This window comes from Bacteroides faecichinchillae JCM 17102 (genome assembly GCF_000614145.1).
Lineage (GTDB): Bacteria > Bacteroidota > Bacteroidia > Bacteroidales > Bacteroidaceae > Bacteroides > Bacteroides faecichinchillae.
Genome location: NZ_BAKK01000060.1, coordinates 1 through 18,492 on the forward strand (window position 1 = coordinate 1; position 18,492 = coordinate 18,492).

The following is an 18,492-nucleotide window of genomic DNA, read 5'->3' on the forward strand; positions in this document are numbered from 1 at the left end:
ATTAAGACTTTTTAAGGGTGCATTTCTGAATATTTTCAGGGAGCAGAATCACTTTGTTTTTTGGGGACAGCTTATGCTGGATTTTCCATAAGTGAACGTCATGAAATACTCTCGTATGATATTTCTTTTGAATTACTTCCTAAAGAGTTAAATAAATATTTTTCGAATAATAGTTTTACCGTTGTATATCCTCACCAACAAGAATAATTACAATATACGTCACTGTTATCTAACATATATAATAACAAGCAAAACTATGGAAAAACTAGTAGATGGTTTTACAAATGGATTACTAAAAATAATATTGGAGATTTATTCATAAATTATCTTTAGAATAATTTTTTATCTCGATCTTAAAAAAATTGAGATAGAAGAAAATAATCATACATAAATAGGTTAATCTCCTCTATTTATACAAGTTGTTTTTGTACTTTTGCACTGAAAAGTCTCAAGAATGGAATATAACGTAGAAGAACTTAAAAAAGCATTGATAGAAAAATGCAAAAAGGAAAGCATAATATATGCTTTGGTAGCAATAAATCGACATACAAAAGAGATTATTCTACCAAATTCCTTACAAGATGCATTAAATAATCCCAATTATTATGTATGCACTTGTAGAAAAGTAGAAGAAAAGTACCAAATAGAAGAGGAAAAATAATGTTTTTTCACATTATATATCCTTTTTATTATATTTAGACCAAATAATTATACAAATTATAATAACTTTGTTTTATTTCTGCATAATGAAGATATTAATCAATACCTATTATAATCTCCAATATTAATAACTGCATTATATGCATTTTTAGTTTTTTCCTCATCCGATAATTCAACAGCATCAAATTTATGACGTCCAATCACTTTTTCTTACTTTTTAACCGAAAGTGTATTCCATGCTACCATATCATGGATATATTCTGTACATAAACATAACATCCCCCTTTAAAATCCGGGTCCTCTCCACCAGTCACAACGAACAAATATGGATTCTCATCAACAGCTGGATTCTCCATATCGTCCGCAAAACCAATAAAGATTTTGCCATCCAAATATCTAAAACTATGTGTCTCATCAACAGATTCAACTACTTCTACTCCCCTATGTTTTTCGTCTATTAGAGAAGTAAATTAAAAATACAATTCCATCTAGCTAAACCGAATATGAAACAATAAATCACCCGGAATAAATACTACTGTATACTTACTTCCTTTTATTTCTTGAAAAGATACCAACTCTTTAGTTTCTTCTAATTCTGGAAAAAATGATTCCATACATCAGCTCCAAATCCCACAATACAACTTAACTGCATTTCAAGGAAACGATTACGCATACTACGAACCAATGCAGTTAAATTAAAACAAGGATCTTTTATCTTATCACTAGATAATTATTTCAATTTATAAACTAAAATATGGCATCCTCTCATTGCTTCCTCACAACATCTTGTAGAAATTTACCACTTAACAGAATTGAATAGGATTCATACGATTCTATTCTTTTAGTTATTATCATCAAAATCATTCTATTTCTCTAAAATTCGAAGCAGCTAATTCATCAACAAATAATTCTACATTAATTGCATGATGAGCAACATAAGCAGCAGGACTTACATCGCCCGAGTTACATATCTCACTTACAACTTCAGCTTTTGCCCTTCCAGTAATTAAAAATATAGTCCAACGAGCGTTGATAATAACGTTTCCAGTCATTGCTATCCTCTTTTGACCATTAATTGGATTGATAGTAAGAACATAGGCAACTTCAGAAGTGAGAAACTCTTCCTGTCCTGAAAAAATAGAAGAAGTATGTCCATCCACTCCTGCACCAAGTAATATAATATCAAATTCTGGAAAACCATTTTTTGGGGGTACTAACTGTTCTACTAATTCGGAATAGCGTTTAGCTTCTTTATTAGGTGACTTCATTTCTCCATAAATACGAAATACATTTTCATAAGGAATAGGTACCAAACGCAATAGCAGAGAACATGTCATTCCATAATTACTATCCGAATCTGAAGGAGGTACACAACGCTCATCCACCCAGAATATTCTCATTCGCTCCCAAGGTGTGACATTTACATATTCATTTGCCCATATATCAAACATTAATGCTGGAGTTTGCCCTCCACTCAACGCTATATTGAATATTTTTTCTGGCTCCTCATTCAAAATATTTATTATATATAGTATTAACTTACGTGACGCCTCGGCAGACGAAGGATAAATAGATAATTTCATAATTCACAATATTGTTCTGTATGTATCAGATTTTTACAAGGATTTGTCCATTCTGCACCATGCTCACGCATCATAGCTTCACTTTCCAAAGGTCCCCATGTACTGCAGGATAACCATAAAGCGGTGCATTAGGAGTATCACTCCAAAAGCGAAGCACAGGGTCAAAGAAACGCCATGAAGCCTCAACCGCATCACTACGTGTAAACAAAGTCGCATCACCCAGAATGCAGTCATCTATTAAACGCGCATATGCATCACCACCCGGTACTCCACCTAAATCAGCATAGCTAAAGTCCATCGTCACTTGTCGGACCTCAAAACCAGCTCCGGGAACTTTCATTCCTATTTTAAGGACTATACCTTCATTGGGCTGTAAACGGAGAATTAATTTGTTAGCACGCGGACAATTACCACCAGAACAACGAAACATTTGATGAGGTGTTTCACGAAAATGAACAACAATTTCTGTAACCTTTGTTGGCATTTGCTTACCTGTACGAATATAAAAAGGTACTCCACTCCAACGCCAATTACTGATACCTAGTTTCATCGCAATATAAGTTTCTGTACGTGAATCAGAAGCCACGCCTCTCTCTTCACGATATCCTTTTTTATTGCCAGAAGCAGTATATTGTCCACGAACTATATGCTCGTTTAGATCGATCTCATTTAAAGGAGTTAATGACTCATAAACTTTTACTACCTCATTACGGAAATTATCAGCATTAAAGATTGCAGGAGGTTCCATAGCAGTTAATGCTACCAATTGAATCAAATGATTCTGCACCATATCACGTAAAGCACCGGCAGTTTCATAAAAACCACCACGCTGTTCTATTCCAAGATTCTCCACAGCCGTAACTTCTACATAGTCTATATAGTTACGATTCCACAAAGGTTCAAAAATGCCGTTAGCAAAACGGAAAGCAAGTACATTCTGTGCTGTTTCCTTACCTAAGAAATGATCTATTCGATAAATTTGATGTTCATCAAAAACAGAAGTATAGATACGGTTTAATTCTCGTGCCGATTCAAGATCGTAACCAAAGGGTTTCTCAACAATAATACGAGACCCTGACGTATTCAATCCTGCTTCCTTCAGATGTAGAGGTACAACTCCATAAAGTGAAGGTGGAGTAGCCAGATAGAACAACAAATTATTAGGATTAATATCACCTGTTAATTCTATCAGATGCTGACGTAATAATGAATACCCTTCTACCTCCGCCGGATCCATTGGCAAATAAAATAAATAAGTAACAAATGAAATCATAAGCTCCATATCCTGTTCTTCCGGCTTGACAAAATGTTGTAATTCCTCAAGGATATAAGAACGATAGCCCTCATCAGTAAAAACTGTACGTCCAACACCTAAAATAGTAAATTCTCCGGTAAGTCTTTTATCCCTAAATAATGAATACAATGCAGGCATCAGTTTACGTTTTGTTAAATCTCCCGAAGCCCCGAAAATAATCATTGCAAATTTATCCATATCTTAACTTATATACTTTAAACCTTATACATTATATGTTCCTGACTTCGTATCACCTCCATGTCCCGTCCAGTTCTCATGAAAGAACTGTCCTCGAAGTTCATCTTTACGTTCGAAAGTATGTGCACCAAAATAGTCACGTTGCGCTTGTACCAAATTGGCCGGTAATTCAACAGAGATCAAAGAATAAAAATAATTCAACGCAGAAGAAAATGCCGGAACAGGTAATTCTTCTTTCATAGCCTCTGCTACAAGTTTTTTCCATCCAGGAATCAATGTTTTAATTTCTTGCTGGAAATATGGAGCTAACAACAAATGTTCCGGCTTATTAGCAGCTTCAAAAGCAGCGGCTATATCATTAAGAAAAATACTACGAATAATACATCCTCCTCGCCACATACGAGCAATCGATGCGAGATTTAGTTGCCAGTCAAAAGTATCGGATGCACGCTGTAAAACTGCAAAACCTTGTGCATATGAAACAAGTTTTGAAGCATAAAGTGCAGAAAATATTTCTTTTACAAATTCAACTTTATTACAAACAGACATTACATGCGAATGTAAAAATTGCCTACTAGCTAAGTGTCGTAAATCTTTCTGTGCAGAAAGACTACGTTCGAAAACAGCTGTAGCAATTAATCCCAATGGCATACCAAGTTCCATTGCATTAATAACCGACCATTTACCTGTTCCTTTCTGTCCCGCCGTATCCAGGATTTTATCAATAAGATAACCTCCTGCTTTATCTTTATGCCTCAGAATATTAGAAGTAATTTCTATCAGATAACTACGGAGTTTCCCTTCATTCCAATTTTCAAAGACATCTGCCATTTCTTCATTATTCAAATCAAGCAAATTCTTCATTACCCAATAGGCTTCTGCAATAAGTTGCATGTCTCCGTATTCAATTCCATTATGGATCATTTTTACAAAATGCCCTGCCCCCGCAGGACCTACCCATTCGCAACAAGGAGTACCATCCGGTGCTTTTGCTGCGATACTTTGTAAAATAGGCTTCACCTCCAACCATGCTTTTTCTGAACCACCAGGCATAATAGAAGCACCATTTAGAGCCCCTTCTTCACCACCAGATACGCCACTACCTATAAACAGAAAACCTTTTGATTCGGCGAGCTTAACACGACGATTAGTATCTTCATAATTAGAATTGCCACCATCTATCAATATATCGCCAGGAGAAAGTAGTGGAAAAAGTTGTTCCATTAATTCATCCACAGGTTTACCAGCACGAACCATCATCATAATTTTACGAGGGATCGCTATTGATTCTACAAATGCTTTTATATCTGTATATCCTTCGATATTTTTACCCTTAGCACGTCCATTTACAAAACGTTCCACAACCCCCTCTTCTACTCCTGGAACAGTACGGTTGTAAACCGATACATGCCACCCCTTATTCTCCATGTTCAAGGCAAGATTCTCACCCATCACAGCCAAACCGATCAATCCAATATCTGTTTTATTCTGATTTGCCATAACTTGTATAATTTAAAAATATTATTTATGTAAATAACAATTCATAAGAATATTTGTTCGCAATTTTTAGATTAAAACATTACTTTTGTAATTCATAAAAGAATCTAGAATGAAGAAGTTTAAAATCGATTTATTGCCACGCATAATTATTGCTATCATCTTAGGTATTGCCATCGGTACTATATTCCCAACACCATTAGTGCGTATATTTGTTACCTTTAATGACATTTTTAACGAATTCCTTAATTTCTCTATCCCACTAATAATCGTAGGACTAGTCACTATAGCAATTGCCGACATCGGAAAAGGCGCAGGCAAAATGTTGCTTATTACAGCACTGATAGCTTATGGCGCCACATTATTCTCCGGTTTTCTCTCTTATTTTACAGGAGTCACAATCTTCCCTTCTCTTATTGATACAGGTGTACCACTAGAGGAAGTTAGTGAAGCGCAAGGTATTGTACCCTACTTCTCTGTATCCATTCCTCCATTAATGAATGTAATGACAGCATTAATTCTTTCTTTTACTCTTGGTTTAGGTCTAGCCTCATTAAAGAGTGATGCATTAAAAAATGTAGCACGTGATTTTCAAGAAATCATTGTGCGTATGATTAGTGCAGTAATATTGCCATTATTACCACTTTATATTTTCGGAATATTTCTAAACATGACCCATTCAGGACAAGTATATTCCATTCTAATGGTCTTTATCAAAATTATTGGAGTTATATTCATACTCCACATCTTCCTATTAATTTTCCAATATTCCATTGCCGCACTTTTTGTTCGGAAAAACCCATTCAAGTTACTTAGAAAAATGATGCCTGCTTACTTCACAGCTTTAGGAACGCAATCTTCTGCTGCTACCATCTGTGACAATAGAGCAAACAAAAAAGAACGGCGTATCTGCTGACATTGCCGGATTCGTAATTCCACTTTGCGCAACCATCCACCTCTCTGGTAGTACACTCAAAATAGTAGCTTGTGCTCTAGCATTAATGATTATGCAGGGCATTTCATTCGACTTCCCTTTATTTGCCGGATTCATTTTCATGTTAGGAATTACTATGATAGCCGCACCTGGTGTTCCTGGCGGAGCTATTATGGCTTCATTAGGCATCTTACAATCTATGCTAGGTTTCGACGAATCAGCTCAGGCACTAATGATTGCACTATATATTGCCATGGACAGTTTTGGTACAGCATGCAATGTAACTGGTGACGGTGCTATCGCATTAATAATTGATAAAGTCATGGGAAAGAATACCACTAAAAATAAAATCGAATGAGTTTTTTGCGTATGCAGCAAAAATTGCCGACATTTGTATCCGTATTTCAAATAAAAACATATATAGTGTATGAAAACAGCCCTAATATCAGGCATCACCGGACAAGACGGTTCTTACCTTGCTGAGTTTCTTTTGCAAAAAGGTTATGAAGTTCATGGCATTCTTCGCCGTTCTTCTTCATTCAATACTGGTCGTATAGAACATTTATATTTTGACGAATGGGTACGTGACATGAAACAGAAACGTACTATCAATTTACATTATGGTGATATGACCGATTCCAGTTCTCTTATCCGCATCATCCAACAAGTGCAACCAGATGAGATATACAATCTTGCAGCCCAAAGTCATGTAAAAGTATCATTCGATGTTCCCGAATATACAGCAGAAGCTGATGCTATTGGCACATTACGTATGCTTGAAGCAGTACGCATTCTGGGATTAGAAAAGAAAACTCGTATTTATCAAGCTTCTACCTCCGAATTATTTGGTAAAGTACAAGAAATTCCACAAAAAGAAACAACCCCCTTCTATCCACGTAGTCCATATGGAGTAGCAAAACAATACGGCTTCTGGATAACTAAGAATTATCGTGAAAGTTATGGAATGTTTGCTGTTAATGGTATATTATTCAATCACGAAAGTGAACGTCGTGGAGAAACATTCGTAACACGTAAAATCACATTGGCAGCTGCACGTATAGCACAAGGAGAGCAAGACAAATTATATTTAGGTAATCTGGATGCACGTCGTGACTGGGGATATGCTAAAGATTATGTTGAATGTATGTGGCTAATTCTCCAACATGATACCCCAGAAGATTTTGTAATTGCTACAGGAGAAATGCATACTGTACGTGAATTTGCAACTCTTGCTTTCAAAGAAGTGGGAATTGAACTCCGATGGGAAGGTGAAGGTACTGATGAAAAAGGTATTGACATTGCTACAGGAAATATATTAGTTGAAATTGATCCTAAGTATTTCCGCCCTGCAGAAGTGGAACAATTATTGGGTGATCCAACAAAAGCCAAAACATTGCTAGGTTGGAATCCACGTAAAACATCATTCGAAGAATTGGTAAGTATCATGACTCGTCACGATATGGAGAAAGTGAGACGCATGATTGTCACCAAACATTAACACGACTATATATGGAAAAGAATGCCAAAATATATGTAGCAGGACACTGCGGTCTAGTAGGTTCTGCTATTTGGAAAAATTTGCAAGACAAAGGATATACAAATCTTGTTGGCTGTACTCACAAAGAACTTGATCTTTTGGACAGTATTGCTGTCTGCCAATTCTTTGATAAAGAAGAACCAGAATATGTGTTTCTTGCTGCTGCCTTCGTAGGTGGCATAATGGCAAATAGTATTTATCGCGCTGACTTTATTTATAAAAACCTACAAATCCAGCAAAACATAATCGGGGAAAGTTTCCGACACAACGTAAAGAAGCTTCTATTTCTTGGTAGTACATGTATATATCCTCGTGACGCCGAGCAACCAATGAAAGAAGAGGTTTTACTGACATCTCCATTAGAATATACTAATGAACCATATGCAATAGCCAAAATAGCAGGATTGAAGATGTGTGAAAGTTTCAACTTGCAATATGGTACAAATTATATTGCAGTTATGCCAACCAATCTGTATGGTCCAAATGATAACTTTGATTTAGAACGTAGTCATGTACTTCCTGCCATGATTCGCAAAATTCATCTGGCACATTGCCTGAAAGAATGTAATTGGGAGGCTGTTCGTAAAGACTTGAATCTACGACCTGTAGAAGGAATCAATGGTAATAGTTCAAAAGAAGAGATTCTTGCTATTCTCCGCAAATATGGTATTAATGAAATGGAAGTCACACTATGGGGTACAGGTACTCCTTTGCGTGAGTTCCTTTGGAGTGAAGAAATGGCCGACGCCAGTGTATTTGTCATGGAACACGTGGATTTCAAAAACACTTATAAAGAAGGTGATAAAGACATCCGCAACTGCCATATCAACATTGGAACCGGAAAAGAGATCTCGATCCGCCAATTAGCTGAACGAATCATTGACACAGTTGGTTATAATGGAAAATTAACCTTCGACAGAAGTAAACCAGATGGCACAATGCGTAAGCTAACCGACCCGTCTAAACTCCATGCTTTAGGATGGCATCACAAAATTGAAATAGAAGAAGGTATACAGAAAATGTATGAATGGTACCTACAATAAAAGAACAAAGAAAAATGAAGGATTGGATTTAACTGTTATTAAACCCTATTCTTCATTTTTCTTTTTATAAACATCCTTTACCTCCCAAAATTCTCTCTCCCCAAAAAATCTTCACTTATAATGCTTCATTCTTAATTTAATTATTATATTTGCACAAATTAATACCAAATGTGCAAAAAACAATGGAACAAAGTTTTATAGCTTACATTGAGAATAGTATAAAAGACAATTGGGACTTGGATGCCTTGACTGATTACAAGGGAGCCACTCTACAGTATAAAGACGTAGCTCGCAAAATAGAAAAACTCCATATTATCTTTGAAGAAAGTGGAATCCGCAAAGGAGATAAAATAGCTGTTTGCGGAAGAAATAGTTCTCATTGGGGGGTTACTTTTCTAGCTACATTAACCTATGGAGCAGTTATCGTCCCCATTCTCCATGAATTTAAAGCAGACAATGTACACAACATCGTCAATCACTCCGAAGCTAAGTTATTATTTGTTGGAGATATGGTCTGGGAAAATCTAAATGAATCAGCAATGCCACTATTAGAAGGTATTTTGATGATGAACGATTTTACTTTACTAGTTTCACGTAGCGAACGCCTGACACATGCACGAGAACACCTAAACGAATTATTTGGCAAGAAATACCCAAAGAATTTCAGAACAGAACATATTGAATATCATAAAGATCAACCAGAAGAACTGGCTGTTATCAATTATACTTCTGGAACAACCAGCTACTCAAAAGGCGTTATGCTCCCCTATCGTAGCCTATGGTCAAATACAAAGTTTGCTTTTGAAGCATTGCCGCTACAAGCTGGCGATAAAATTGTATCTATGTTACCAATGGCACATATGTATGGTTTAGCCTTTGAATTCTTATATGAATTTGCTGTGGGATGCCAGATTTATTTCCTTACCCGTATGCCTAGCCCCAAAATCATTTTTCAAGCTTTTGCAGAAGTAAAGCCAAGACTAATTGTTGCTGTTCCTCTGATTATCGAAAAAATTATCAAGAAAAATGTACTTCCAAAATTGGAAACTCCCGCTATGAAGTTATTACTTAAAGTACCTTTTATTAATGATAAAATCAAAGCAACTGTCCGCGAGGAGATGATCAAAGGATTCGGAGGAAATTTTGCTGCTGTAATTGTAGGTGGCGCAGCTTTCAACCAAGAAGTAGAACAATTTTTGAGAATGATTGACTTCCCTTATACTGTAGGTTATGGAATGACAGAATGTGGTCCGATTATATGTTATGAAGATTGGACTAAGTTCAAACCAGGGTCTTGTGGAAAAGCAGCGCAACGTATGGACGTACAAGTACTCTCTTCTGATCCTGAAAATATTGTAGGTGAAATAGTATGTAAAGGTCCTAATGTAATGTTAGGCTACTATAAAAATGAAGAAGCAACTCGCCAAGTAATAGACAAAGATGGTTGGTTACATACAGGTGACCTCGCCTTAATGGATGCCGAAGGTAATGTTACAATCAAAGGACGCAGCAAAAACATGTTACTCAGTGCTAGTGGACAAAATATCTATCCTGAAGAGATTGAAGATAAACTTAACAATCTGCCTATGTAGCTGAAAGTATTATCGTCCAGCAAAATGAGAAATTGGTAGGCTTAGTTTATCCGGATTTTGATGAAGCATTTGCCAATGGTTTAAAAAATGAAGATATCGAACGAGTAATGGAAGAAAATCGACTAGTGTTAAACGAAACACTACCTGCTTACAGTCAGATATTTAAAATGAAAATATATCCTGAAGAATTTGAAAAGACTCCTAAGAAGAGCATCAAACGTTACTTATATCAGGAAGCTAAAGGATAATATGGAAATCAAAAAAGCAATATGTACGGCAGCTATTTTAATGGCTGCCGTTTGTTTACAAGCACAGAATAAGTGTGCAGGTATTAATCTCTCTGTTTGGAAAGGTATTAGTACCCAATCTCTAGACAGTACTCAAACTAGCTATGTAAATCTAGGTTTCCTATCGACTATAAACCGTCTTAATGGTATAGGAATAAATGTCTTAGGAGGGGTGACTCGTAAAGAGATGAATGGGATGCAAATTTCCGGACTAGCTAACATAGTGGGTGGTAGTATGCAAGGACTTCAATTATCTGGTATTAGTAATATCAGTGGAAACAATCTGGCAGGTCTCTCTGCTTCTGGTTTGGTCAATATCACAGGCAATGGTGCTAAAGGTGTAATTATTTCAGGTCTCACAAGTATTGGAGGAGATAATACAACAGGAATAATGATGAGCGGATTTATGAATGTTACAGGAGAAACAGCCTCAGGACTACAACTTTCCGGACTGGCAAACATAACCAGAGAAGATCTCAGTGGTATGATGGCTTCCGGACTCCTAAACGTAACGGGTAAAAACATGAATGGAATACAAATTGCAGGTATTGCTAATATAACTGCTAATTCATTAAATGGAATGCAAATTGGATTATGTAACTATGCAACCCAGGTCCATGGAGTCCAACTTGGCCTAATTAACTATTATCAAAAAACAATAAAAGGCTTCCAACTTGGATTGGTAAATATGAATCCTGAAACAAAAGTCCAAATGCTAATATATGGCGGAAATACGACACTTGGAAATATAGGAGTACGCTTCAAGAATAAGTTATTCTATACTATATTAGGACTTGGAACATACAATCTAAATTTGAATGATAAGATCTCAGCTAGCGCTTCTTATCGTGCCGGTCTATCATTGCCTGTTACCCCAAAACTATCAATCAGTGGAGATTTGGGATACGAACATATAGAAACGTTTAAGAATAAAAATGAAGTAATCTCTAAACGCCTCTACGCTTTACAAACACGCATTAATGTAGAATATCAAATCACTGAGAAACTTGGAGTCTTTGCAACCGGAGGATATGGATGGACTCGTTATTACAATAAATCCCACAACTTTGATAAAAAAACGATTGTAGAAGTTGGACTTATCCTTTTCTAGAGTCTCATCTCACGACCTTTAGCATAAAATATAGAAAAGAAAAATATATCATCCGTGCTAAACGGGAAATGAAATTAACCCTGCCCCATGCAGTGCTGGATATGAAATTAAAGTTTATTCTCATGAAAAAATAAAAGCAAAACCTAGTCTAATTAAACAGGATATATCTATAATAATAAATATATCCTTAATATAACCTCAAACCTTTTCTTTAATTAAACCGATTCGATAAGCTACAAGTAACTTCTTCAAATCCTGAATCTGTGTTATAAGTTCCTTTCCCTTATCTGTATCTTTCACCATCATTCGCTGGGAATTAAACTCAAGAACAAAGTTCGTAGATTTAATATCAAGCGCCTCTTCAATTGCTTTTTGCCTTGACTCAAACGGTTCATGTTGCACTAACTGTAGGCCATGAGAATGATATACAAGAGTATATCCGGCTATTCCAGTTTCAGGCTGATAAGCTTTCGAAAACCCACCATCAATAACAAATAGTTTTCCATTGGCTTTCATTGGTTGTTCCCCCTGAGTAGTCTTTACAGGTACATGACCATTAATAATATGAGAATGAGGTCCTAAAGCTCCAAATTCAGACAAGATCTTATTGCAAATATCTTCCTGATTACGCAATGTATAATAGTACCCTTTTTTCTCTTTATGTAATTCCTTATCTTCTAGAAAATAACGTTCAAAAGTAGCCATTTTGTCCTTGTCGAACAAAGGAGCATCAGGACCACACCACATATACCATATATAATCCATAGCAAAAGCTTTATCATCCTCACCTTCTTCATCAAAGTAAGCAGTACGGATTAATTGGTCAGCTTTATCCAGCAATTTACGTCCCCAATATTCTTTACCACGTATTTTAACATGTTTAAAACTACCATCTTCATTTAAAGGGACAGAAGCATGATACAAAAGATTGGAATTACATACTAAATACATACCGCCATATGTAAATAAACAACGCATATGTTTCTTCAATTTCTCACTATTCATAAACGAGTAGTGAATTTTATCTACCAACTCACGTTCTTCCTCAGTCAAGCGATAAGGATCAGTAGGATCGATAGTTGGAAAATTCGTATCACGTAAAGCATATTCTTTTCCTTCATATACAAAAACTCCTCGTTCAAAATCTATCTTATCTAACAATTTTCGATTTCCCATACCGAACTCCGGGCGACGATCGATAATTGCAGCTTCTAATTTAAATTGAATAATAGTGATAGCCTTATGCATCTGAGTAATCAAACGCAAAGTTTTCTCATTATAATGAGCATCTGCATAATTCATTTTCGGCATAAAAATAGCACATGGATCATCGGCATAAGTATCCATAGCAAAAGTAGCCAACGGAAGAAGATTAATTCCGTAACCATCTTCAAGAGTAGATAAATTGCCATAACGCATTGACATACGGATCACATTTGCTATGCAACTATCATTACCCGAAGCAGCTCCCATCCACAATATATCGTGATTTCCCCACTGAATATCAAAATTATGATAATTACACAATGTATCCATAATAATATGCGCCCCTGGTCCACGATCATAGATATCCCCTACAATATGCAAAGAATCAATAGTCAGACGTTGAATTAGATTACACATAGCAATAATAAAAGCGTCTGCACGTTTCGTGGAGATAATCGTACTAATAATCACATTGATATACGCATGTTTATTCGGTTCAATAGAAGACTCATGCAACAATTCCTGAATTATATAAGAAAAATCTGCTGGCAATGACTTACGCACCTTTGAACGAGTATATTTGGAAGAAACATTCTGACAGACTTTCACCAATTGATTCAAAGTTATCAAATACCAATCATCCAGATCCTTCTCACAAGCCTTCACCAACTGAAGTTTTTCTTCTGGATAATAGATTAATGTACAAATTTCCTTCTTTTCCGATTCACGCAAAGTATTGCCAAAAATCTCATTAACCTTGCGCTTCACTGCTCCGGAAGCATTCTTTAAAACATGTTGGAAAGCTTCATATTCACCATGTATATCCGTCAAGAAATGTTCAGTACCTTTAGGAAGATTCAATATAGCCTCCAAATTGATAACCTCCGTACTTGCGTCCGCAATTGTAGGGAAACTACGGGAAAGTAGTTGTAAATAGCGTAAATCAGCCACAATACTTTCAGGAGTTATATTACTTTGAGCAGTCATTCTATTTTAGAGTTTTATAATTTATAATTATTATATTTTCAACACTTATTTCTCAACCAAGCAAGAACATTAAAAGGACTTGAGCAATAATGACTCTTAAAAACATACATAATGGATACACCGTTGCATATGCTACCGAAGGATTATCTCCGGGTATCGTATCATTTGCATAGTTTAGCGCCATCGGATTAGCCATACTACCACACAACATGCCAGACACCGTACCGAAATCAATCTTCATCATTTTAAAAGCAACAAGCCCTATTATTACAGTCGGAATAATTGTCAGACCAGCCCCTAAAGCAATCCATAACAATCCTTCCGGACGGAACACAGTATCAAAGAAATGTGCTCCCGCATCCAATCCAAGACAAGCCAGATACATAGAAAGCCCCAATGCACGTAACATTAAATTAGCACTTCGTGTGGTATAAGTTATCATATGTATCCGAGGGCCGAAAGTACCTAAAAGGATACCTACAATTATCGGTCCTCCTGCCAATCCCAACTTCACGGGAGTACTGACTCCCGGAATAGAGAAAGGAATAGCTCCTAACGCCAACCCAAGTACAATACCAATAAATACTACGACCAGATTAGGTTCTTTCAAGCTCTTTATAGCATTTCCTAATACTTTTTCCACATTTTGAATTGCTGCCGCCTCTCCTACTACCGTTAAACGATCACCCAATTGAAGCACCAGCTCTGGTGTTGCAAGCAACTGTACACCTGAACGATAAACACGACTAATATTAATACCATAGTGATTCCTTAGCCGGAGTGAACCCAGTTTTTTCCCATTTAATTCAGGGCGTGTCACCACAATACGCTGTGAAATCAATTCACTGTCAATCGCATTCCAATCAATGTCCTCTTTGTTCCAATCCGTATTTTCCTGTTCACCAAAAAGTACAGTCAAAGCTAAAGCATCTTTTTCCGAAGTAACGACAAGTAAACGATCCCCTTCTTTCAATACTTTCTCAGAAGTAGGAATGCTGACATGTCCATCTCGCCACAAACGAGAAATAACAAACTTAGGATAACTCATATGAGCTATATCTTTAATACTTTTATTAAAAATAGCAGGATTATGTACTTGAAACGCTGCAATATAAGTTTTGTTCGCATCATCCTTCTCTTTTACTTCCAAATCTTCTTTACGAACAAGAACTTTACGAATTAATAACACAGCAAGAATCACACCAACAACTCCCAACGGATAAGCTACTGCACATCCTAAAGCAGGAGTACTACTATCCATTCCCATCTGTTTCAATGTCTGTTGTGCAGCTCCAAGTGCAGGAGTATTTGTTGTTGCACCACAAAGAATACCTATCATATCAGGAAGCGATACACCTGTTGTATAACTCGCAAGTACAGTCAGCAAAGTTCCTAACAAAACAACTCCTAATGCTAACATATTTAGCGTTATCCCTCCTTTTCGGAATGAACTGAAAAAACCGGGACCCACCTGAAGTCCTAAAGAATAAACGAAAATAACCAATCCAAAACTTTCTGCATAATTTAACATTTGAGAATCAACAGAAAGTCCGAGATGTCCTGCCAAAATACCCATAAAAAAAACAAAAGTGACCCCTAGAGAAACTCCCCAGAAATGCACTCTTCCCAAGCCTAGACCAATGGCAGAAATCAATGAAAGTACGACAACTGCCTGTAAAGCAGAATGTTCAATAAACAGAGTATATAACCAATCCATGCGTTAAACGTACTAATAGGGCGCAAAGATAAAAAATATTTAGTTCTATTCAAAACTTTTAAATTCTCATTTCACGTCCCTATTATGCCCTCAATACATATAGTCCATCCTAGCTGAATATCCTACTTTTATCTGATTAATCTATCTTTTACCTTGATATTCTACAAAATTATTTCGTCCGTCCAAATAACCACTTAGTCTATTTCCTCCAATATATATATCATCCAAGAAAGAAACATCACCTGGCCCATAACTCATACGAATAGAAGTTTGTGCATTGTTTTCCCAGTTCCAACGAAAACTATATTCAAAAGTCTCTACGTATCCATCTGGATATTCCACTCGAATATATCTACTCCTGTACGATCCATATAATAATCCAGTTCCTGACAACAGTAATTACCATCTACATCCTGATAAAAACTCACCCAAGTACGACTAGTTAGATCAATAGAGCGATTATAGTAATAATTTCCAATGCTATCATCATCATAAAAACTATCAATTTCTATTTCACATGAAGTCAAATTAACCATTAATACAGCTATTAAAGCCAACTTTAAGTATTTCAATAAGTTCGTTTTCATATTCCTTTATTTTTCTTGTTGTTCCTAACTTTTGTCTTTCTTGATGGAACAAAAGTAAAAAATGAAAATTCCTTTTGAAATTGAAATCTCCTACTTGTTAGGAGGAATTCACCTATCCGATTAGGTAAATTCCCCTTCTCCTTACTTTTAACTTCTCAGATAACTAAATGAATCAGAGTTCTTCACGCTACAGATATGTGAAAAATATTATATATAGCAAAAACATGCACCTTTAAAAACTTAATAAAAATAGAATAATGCACTTTATACATAATTAATGTTACAAATCAAGTCTTTCTGGCCTATATTATTTGCAAAATCCATAATATTCAGTATATTTGCAATGTGTTTTTCATAGTATTAGATTTAAGGTTAACAAAAAAGATTGGCTGTCTGGGATAGATAGCCTTTTTTTATACTCTTTCTTCAAAGAAATTATTAAATTTTCTTTTCCTCTTTTCTCTATCATAAAATCATCAAAGACAATAAAAAAAAATCATTCGTTTAACATTTGAAACATAGCAGTTTAACTCATTTCTTAAAAATTAGGTAAAAAAAATATTGCTAAAAGATTTGCGTAGTCCAAAAGTTCCCCCTATATTTGCACCGCATTTGAGAGAGAATGCAGGTTCAAGGAAGTTTGGGTGAGTGGCTGAAACCACCAGTTTGCTAAACTGACGTACGGGTAACTGTACCGGGGGTTCGAATCCCCCAGCTTCCGCTAAATTTCAAAAATGAAAAAGAGCTAAGTTTTATGGACTTGGCTCTTTTCAAATCTAAAAAAACGGTGGGTTCGTCTAACGGTTAGGACACATGCCTCTCACGCATGTAATACGAGTTCGATTCTCGTACCCACTACTAACTACTCTAATAATCAGTCAGTTACGACATACAGAAGCCCCAATAGGGACTAAAACAATAAAGGCAGCTAATTAGCTGCCTTTTCTATTACCATTCATTAACATGTTAAAACTGATAATTTCGGGTCAGAATAATATTCCTTGTCTACGTTGGTGCATGATAAGGAAGACAGTACCGGAACACACGTTCAGAAAACGGACGGTTTGTAGTACAGGCACGAAGTTGACGTATCTCTTGACGGATATCTAAAGCTGGAATTCCAATGATGCCTTTCTTAGCATTCTGCTCTTTTAATGTTGCATCATCACCCCACAATTTGGAATAATATACATAATTAATGATGCCCTTTTCATCTCTCTCCTCCAAACGGCAATGAACATATTTCAATGGACGTATTTCTACAATTTTAGGTTCTCATGCTGAATTTACGCGCCCCATGCTGATCCCTATTTCGGCAAAATAAATATTGGAAATCAACGCATACCTGCATGGTGAAATCTTGCAAATCATTGTTTTCTATAAATGCCTTGACTTCCTTCCATGTCTGTTCCCATACATCGTAATTTTTATTTAACTCCTCTATTTCTTTCCTGATATCATCCTCTTCATATAAGGAGGTTCCATCTTCATCCTTCGCCTTTAATTTTAAACGGGGCTGACGGATCTGCTCCTTGATGAAAACACCCGCAAATTGGTAGTCTACAGTCTCTACCTCCACATGTCCTTCATGTAAATGCGCATAGCGGTATTTAGGCTTAGGACCACGCGCATACATCGTTTCGCTATTAAACTTCATGACCGGAGCAATATGTGTAGAGCGTGTCTACTTATTTAATGAATAAACGTTTACGGACATTTATATTGTATTATCTTTACTTTTTTCTATAGACTGCAGGAGATCCGAAAGTTTTGACCCAATACCTCATTAAATCACCGGTTTCACTGACACCGCTAGAGTGGGCATGGTAAATTCTTTCTCCTCCAACATAGATAACTGTATGATTACTTTTCCAAACCAACACATCACCACATTTTGCCACAGATAAAAGACTATCTTTAGTTGCAGCAATTTTGTCAAATCCGTAAGGCTCCAATTCTTCACTTGTATGCCAACGTCCAGACAATTGAAATGTAACCGTAATCAAACCACTGCAATCCATACCTGCTTTAGACGTATCTCCCAAAAGATAGGGAGTTCCTTCATATTCTCTTGCCCGAAATAAGGCTTGTTCTCCTAAAATAACTCCACAGCCACAACCGCAAAAGCCATAGATTGTTACGCCAGGTAATGTCCATCCCCAACCGCATACATAAACTTCCGAGGTTCCCCCCCCTATCATTAAGTTCTAAAAACAAATCCTGAGGCATACAGTCATCAGGTCCTGTTCCCGAACCGCT

11 protein-coding genes, 2 tRNA genes and 5 pseudogenes are annotated in these 18,492 nt (G+C 36.3%); 8 read left to right on the forward strand and 10 right to left on the reverse strand.

What is annotated here, in order from left to right:
• Positions 1 to 454 precede the first annotated feature (454 nt).
• Positions 455 to 661 carry a hypothetical protein gene (locus JCM17102_RS18860; RefSeq protein WP_025076288.1) on the forward strand — a complete coding sequence of 69 codons (207 nt, stop codon included), beginning with the start codon at positions 455 to 457 and terminating at the stop codon, positions 659 to 661.
• Between the two features lie 113 nt (positions 662 to 774).
• Here JCM17102_RS18860 and JCM17102_RS30015 read toward each other — a convergent pair.
• The 4 genes and pseudogenes from JCM17102_RS30015 to gnd form a co-directional block, all read right to left on the reverse strand.
• Positions 775 to 1,381, reverse strand: a pseudogene (locus tag JCM17102_RS30015) (Dyp-type peroxidase); the annotation flags it as partial.
• A gap of 139 nt (positions 1,382 to 1,520) precedes the next feature.
• Positions 1,521 to 2,243 (reverse strand): 6-phosphogluconolactonase, encoded by a 723-nt coding sequence (gene pgl, locus JCM17102_RS18875; RefSeq protein WP_025076289.1) that lies wholly within the window; start codon positions 2,241 to 2,243, stop codon positions 1,521 to 1,523.
• Positions 2,240 to 3,735 (reverse strand): annotated as a pseudogene (gene zwf, locus JCM17102_RS28475) (glucose-6-phosphate dehydrogenase). Before zwf ends, pgl begins: the two are co-directional and overlap by 4 nt.
• 24 nt (positions 3,736 to 3,759) lie before the next feature.
• Positions 3,760 to 5,235, reverse strand: a complete 1,476-nt coding sequence (gene gnd, locus JCM17102_RS18885) for a decarboxylating NADP(+)-dependent phosphogluconate dehydrogenase (RefSeq protein WP_025076290.1) — start codon at positions 5,233 to 5,235, stop codon at positions 3,760 to 3,762.
• A gap of 109 nt (positions 5,236 to 5,344) precedes the next feature.
• Here gnd and JCM17102_RS28480 point away from each other — a divergent pair.
• The 5 genes and pseudogenes from JCM17102_RS28480 to JCM17102_RS18910 all read left to right on the forward strand — a co-directional run bounded on the left by JCM17102_RS28480 (position 5,345) and on the right by JCM17102_RS18910 (position 11,736).
• Positions 5,345 to 6,524, forward strand: a pseudogene (locus JCM17102_RS28480) (dicarboxylate/amino acid:cation symporter).
• Positions 6,525 to 6,593: 69 nt separating this feature from the next.
• On the forward strand, positions 6,594 to 7,664 hold the full coding sequence (gene gmd / locus JCM17102_RS18895) for a GDP-mannose 4,6-dehydratase (protein WP_025076291.1): 1,071 nt from the start codon (positions 6,594 to 6,596) through the stop codon (positions 7,662 to 7,664).
• A gap of 11 nt (positions 7,665 to 7,675) precedes the next feature.
• Positions 7,676 to 8,746, forward strand: a complete 1,071-nt coding sequence (locus JCM17102_RS18900) for a GDP-L-fucose synthase family protein (RefSeq protein ID WP_025076292.1) — start codon at positions 7,676 to 7,678, stop codon at positions 8,744 to 8,746.
• Between the two features lie 182 nt (positions 8,747 to 8,928).
• A pseudogene (locus JCM17102_RS28485) lies at positions 8,929 to 10,586 on the forward strand (AMP-binding protein).
• 1 nt (position 10,587) lies between these two features.
• On the forward strand, positions 10,588 to 11,736 hold the full coding sequence (locus JCM17102_RS18910) for an LA_2272 family surface repeat-containing protein (RefSeq protein WP_025076293.1): 1,149 nt from the start codon (positions 10,588 to 10,590) through the stop codon (positions 11,734 to 11,736).
• 198 nt (positions 11,737 to 11,934) lie between these two features.
• Here JCM17102_RS18910 and JCM17102_RS18915 read toward each other — a convergent pair whose 3' ends face one another.
• The 3 genes and pseudogenes from JCM17102_RS18915 to JCM17102_RS28490 all read right to left on the reverse strand — a co-directional run bounded on the left by JCM17102_RS18915 (position 11,935) and on the right by JCM17102_RS28490 (position 16,233).
• Positions 11,935 to 13,929, reverse strand: coding sequence for a fructose-bisphosphatase class III (locus JCM17102_RS18915; protein WP_025076294.1), 1,995 nt, complete (start codon positions 13,927 to 13,929; stop codon positions 11,935 to 11,937).
• A 52-nt stretch (positions 13,930 to 13,981) separates the two neighbouring features.
• Positions 13,982 to 15,646, reverse strand: a complete 1,665-nt coding sequence (locus tag JCM17102_RS18920) for a putative transporter (RefSeq protein WP_025076295.1) — start codon at positions 15,644 to 15,646, stop codon at positions 13,982 to 13,984.
• Positions 15,647 to 15,787: 141 nt separating this feature from the next.
• A pseudogene (locus JCM17102_RS28490) lies at positions 15,788 to 16,233 on the reverse strand (hypothetical protein).
• A 634-nt stretch (positions 16,234 to 16,867) separates the two neighbouring features.
• Here JCM17102_RS28490 and JCM17102_RS18930 point away from each other — a divergent pair.
• Together JCM17102_RS18930 and JCM17102_RS18935 are read left to right on the forward strand one after the other, a co-directional pair.
• Positions 16,868 to 16,954: transfer RNA gene (locus tag JCM17102_RS18930), tRNA-Ser, on the forward strand.
• 65 nt (positions 16,955 to 17,019) lie between these two features.
• Positions 17,020 to 17,091: transfer RNA gene (locus JCM17102_RS18935), tRNA-Glu, on the forward strand.
• Between the two features lie 147 nt (positions 17,092 to 17,238).
• Here the strand turns inward: JCM17102_RS18935 and JCM17102_RS18940 are convergent.
• The 3 genes from JCM17102_RS18940 to JCM17102_RS18950 form a co-directional block, all read right to left on the reverse strand.
• Complete coding sequence (locus JCM17102_RS18940) at positions 17,239 to 17,481, reverse strand: hypothetical protein (protein ID WP_025076296.1); 243 nt, start codon at positions 17,479 to 17,481, stop codon at positions 17,239 to 17,241.
• A 19-nt stretch (positions 17,482 to 17,500) separates the two neighbouring features.
• Positions 17,501 to 17,890 (reverse strand): hypothetical protein, encoded by a 390-nt coding sequence (locus JCM17102_RS18945; protein WP_033887113.1) that lies wholly within the window; start codon positions 17,888 to 17,890, stop codon positions 17,501 to 17,503.
• A 76-nt stretch (positions 17,891 to 17,966) separates the two neighbouring features.
• Positions 17,967 to 18,434, reverse strand: a complete 468-nt coding sequence (locus JCM17102_RS18950) for a C40 family peptidase (protein WP_025076298.1) — start codon at positions 18,432 to 18,434, stop codon at positions 17,967 to 17,969.
• Positions 18,435 to 18,492 lie beyond the last annotated feature (58 nt).